Genomic DNA, 3,587 nt, shown 5'->3' with positions numbered 1-3,587 from the left:
CACATCGCCCTGGAACGAACTTCCGTCCCGTAGGCGCACCGGCTCACTCGGGTGCGACCAGCGGCCCCCGATCCGCACCTCGAACTCGGCCGGGAACCGCACCCGACGCAGCGGCGCGCCCGCGGCCAACTGGTGGGCACGCCCCGACTCGTGCTTGAGGTCGGTGACCTCACGGACGTTGCCCTTGTACGCGATGCCGGGCGCGCCGGCGCCGACGGAGTCCACTCCATGGGTTTTCGGGTTCCCTTGCGGATCGAGCACCGGATGGCCCTGCGGATCGAGGGTCGGAGCGGTCTCGTTGTCGTAGACGAACGACGTGACACCGACCGAGATGTCGGTGCCCTTGGTGATCTGCACCGCGTCCTCGTGCCCGCCGCCGATCTTCGCCGTCCGCGTCGCGCCGACGACCTCGCCCAGATACCGGGGACGTGACACGTCGGGGCGGGCCCGCAAGAACACGTCCGGGGCGTTGCTGTGCCAGGCGCTCAGCGGGAACCGCACGCCGTCCCCGCCGCGCGCCAGCTCGCCCGCGTTGTCCTCGACGAACCGGCGGAGCCGAGCCTCGATCTCGGGTAGCGCCTTCGACTTCACCAGTCCCTCGGCCGAAAGCCGGTGCAGCGTCGAACCGACGAGGTGGCCGAGCGTCTCCGCCGGCAACCGGTGCACCGCGTCGATCCGGTCCAACAGGCGCGAAGTATCCACAGTGGACGGAAAAGCCGGCTCCCCCGCACCGGTCTCGGGCTCGGCGACCGCGTCCGGCTGTTCGTGCCGCGCGGGATCCGTGCGCCACACGATCGCCGAGCCGCTCGTCCGGAAGGTCCGCTCGGGAACCCGCCGCTCCACCGCGCTCGGGTCGACGTGCGAGGCGCCGTCGGGCGCGTTGTGATCACCAGCGATCCCGTTGTCCGGCACGTCCACCTTGCGCGTGGCGTCGCCGACCTTCACCACGAAGTCGAACTCGACGTTCTGCCGCAGCACCGGACCGTGGTAGGTGTCGGTGAGCTCGTGGCTGAGCTTGGCGATGTTGCGGGTCTCCACCTTCGTCGAGCCGTACCCCAGCACGATCGGGCCGACCCCACCGCCGAGATGGGCGTTGACGATGTCGCCGAACACCACGCCGACGCCGCCGCCCCAGCGTCGGGCCACCGACGTGCCGGCGCCGCTTTCCGCGGTGTGCCGGCGAACGTGCTCGACCGTGCCCGTGACGTCCGCCTGGGCGTGCGAGGCCCGCACGTCGGCGACCGTGACCGTGACCTCGATCCGGCGGCGGCTGCCCGGGAGCTTGAACGACCTCGTCGCGGGCTTGCCACCCAGCAGGTCCGGCGCCTGCGCGGGCAGACCGTGCAGCCAGTCCCGCAGCCGCCGGGCACCCTCGGAACTCGGCGGGAAGCCGCCGAGCTCCTCCTCCACCTGGCGATACAGGTCCCCGATCCCGGAGAGTTCCGCGTGCACGATCTCCTGCGGACGTTCCAGGGGTGCGGACGGCAGCTGCTCGGGATCCGGCCGGTGGGTGTCCGGCCACAGCAGCGTGGCCTCGACCGGCACCACGTCGCTCCGGGTCCGGTCCTTCGACCACGGGAATTTCCGCGGCTCACGCACCTTCACGCGGAACATCACGTCGTGGGTCGCCCTGGTTCCGGGTGACCCGGTCTCGGTGACCTTCGTCGCCCGCTCGTGGGTGACCGTGGACCGCAGGTCCGAACCCCGCGCGTTGAACAGGCCGGCGACCTTGGCCGTGACCGCCGCGAACACGACCGGGACGCGCAGGTTCCGGGCCTCGGTGAACACCGCGGCCCTGGTGTTGGCGAGCGTCGTGGCCGACTTCTCGGGACTGCTGCCGGCCGTGACGTCGCCCGTCGCGCGGGTCACGTGCATCGGGGTGCCGAGGCTCGCGACCTCCAGCCGGATCTGCGGCGCGGTCCGTGAGCTCGGACCGAGGTCGACCACGAACCCGCCGTCGACCGCCCGGTGGAACATCGCCTTCAGGTTCTCGTCCGAGAACTGCGTCCGGACCATGGCCGCGCGCGTCCTGTCCACCGGCCCATCGCCCAGGCCCAGCCCGTCGAGAATGGCCCTGCGGACGGGTTCGCCGTCGATGTCGCCGTCGACCTTCGGACGCTCCACCCGGGCACGCTCGGTCCAGTCGGTGGGCGTGGGCGGGCGGGCTGCGTCAGGAATGGGCGCAGGCGTTTCGCCAGCGTGCGAAGGATGGGCAGCCACCGGCGTGGGGTTTGCGTGCGGCTCCTGACCGGCAACGTCGGTGTCGCGGCGCGGCGACCTGTCGTGTTGCCTGGACTCGACGGGCTCGCCCTGCTCGCGGTGCTTCGGCGCCACCTTGTCCGGCTGCGGGCTGTCCGCTTCCGGCCGCTGCTCCGGCTGGGCAGTGCTCGTCACACGTGGCAGGTCGGCCAAGCTGCCGGCCACCGCGTTCGCGCGCTCCAGCCGGTCCGGGGCATCGCGGTTCTCGTGCAACACCTGCGCCACCTGCATCGTGGCCCAGAACTGCGCGGGGTCGCGCTCACGCATGCCGTCACCCGAGCGGCCGATCGTCATGTCGAACGTGCGGTGCCGGGCGACGATCCGGGACGCCTCACCCCACAACTTCCTGGCCGCGGGCTCAGCCAGCTTGTCGAAAGCACGCTCGGCGAACCGTGCGAGAGCAGGATCGGGCACGAAACGGGGCGCCTCGGTGCGCTCCGGGTGCGCCGCCGTGTCTTCCGCCGGGTGAACCGCCTGATGCGCGGCCGGATCCGACAGCGCCTCGTCGAGATCCGAGATGTCCGGAACCCGCGAGCGCAGCGCCGCCTTGTCGACCGGCGGCTTCGTCGGCGCCGACGGCAGCTCGACGTCATCGTGGGACCCGGCCGGCCGGGCACGCTCGGACGACAGCTGGCCGACCTCCTCTCCGGGCTCCCGCACCGACGGCGTTTCGGCGTGTCCCGAGCCAGCCCCGGGCCGCACCGGGACCTCGGGCAGATCCGGCACGGTGTCGTCGGCCGGATCGGTCGAGAATTCCGTCCGCCGCTGCGTCAGCCCGGCGTCACTCGGCCCGAGATGCGGCCCGTCGCCCCGCAACGCCTCGAACCGATCGTGCAGATCCGACGACAGCGGCTCGGTGTGCTCCGGGTGTGACGCCATGTCCTCCGCTGGACGACCCGCCGGACGGTGGTCTTCGGGTTCCGACAACACCCGGTCCAGGTCCGAGATGTTCGGGACCCGCGAACGCATCGCCGCCTTGTCGACCAACGGCTTGGTGGGCACCTGCGGCAGTTCGATGTCGTCGTGAGAGGCGGCCGGCCGGGCACGCTCGGGCGACAGCTGGCCGACCTCCTCACCCGGTCCTCGGGTGACCGGCGTCGCGCTGCGCCCCGGGGCGGCGTCGCGACGCGCCGGCGGGCCCGGGAGCACGCTCGCCGGAACCTCGGGCACGTCCAGGCCCTCGACCGGGCGCCGGCTGGCCGGCTCGCCGGAGACCGGCGGGTGCGACCCGTCCCTCGTGGCGCCGGGCACGCCCGGCAAGTCCGGCAGGACGTCGTCGGCCGGGTCCAGGCCCTGTTTCCGCCCGGCTTCGCTCCAGCTCCTGCTCG

At 72.5% G+C, this 3,587-nt stretch carries 1 protein-coding gene; it reads right to left on the bottom strand.

The window, feature by feature from the left end; genetic code table 11:
* The coding region (locus tag KUTG_RS48525; RefSeq protein ID WP_043726733.1) for a hypothetical protein at window positions 1-3,587 on the bottom strand (3,587 nt) is incomplete at both ends.

Source organism: Kutzneria sp. 744, assembly GCF_000568255.1.
Lineage (GTDB): Bacteria > Actinomycetota > Actinomycetes > Mycobacteriales > Pseudonocardiaceae > Kutzneria.
Note: the sequence above shows the minus strand (reverse complement) of the source record. Positions and strands in the feature narration are given on the sequence as shown.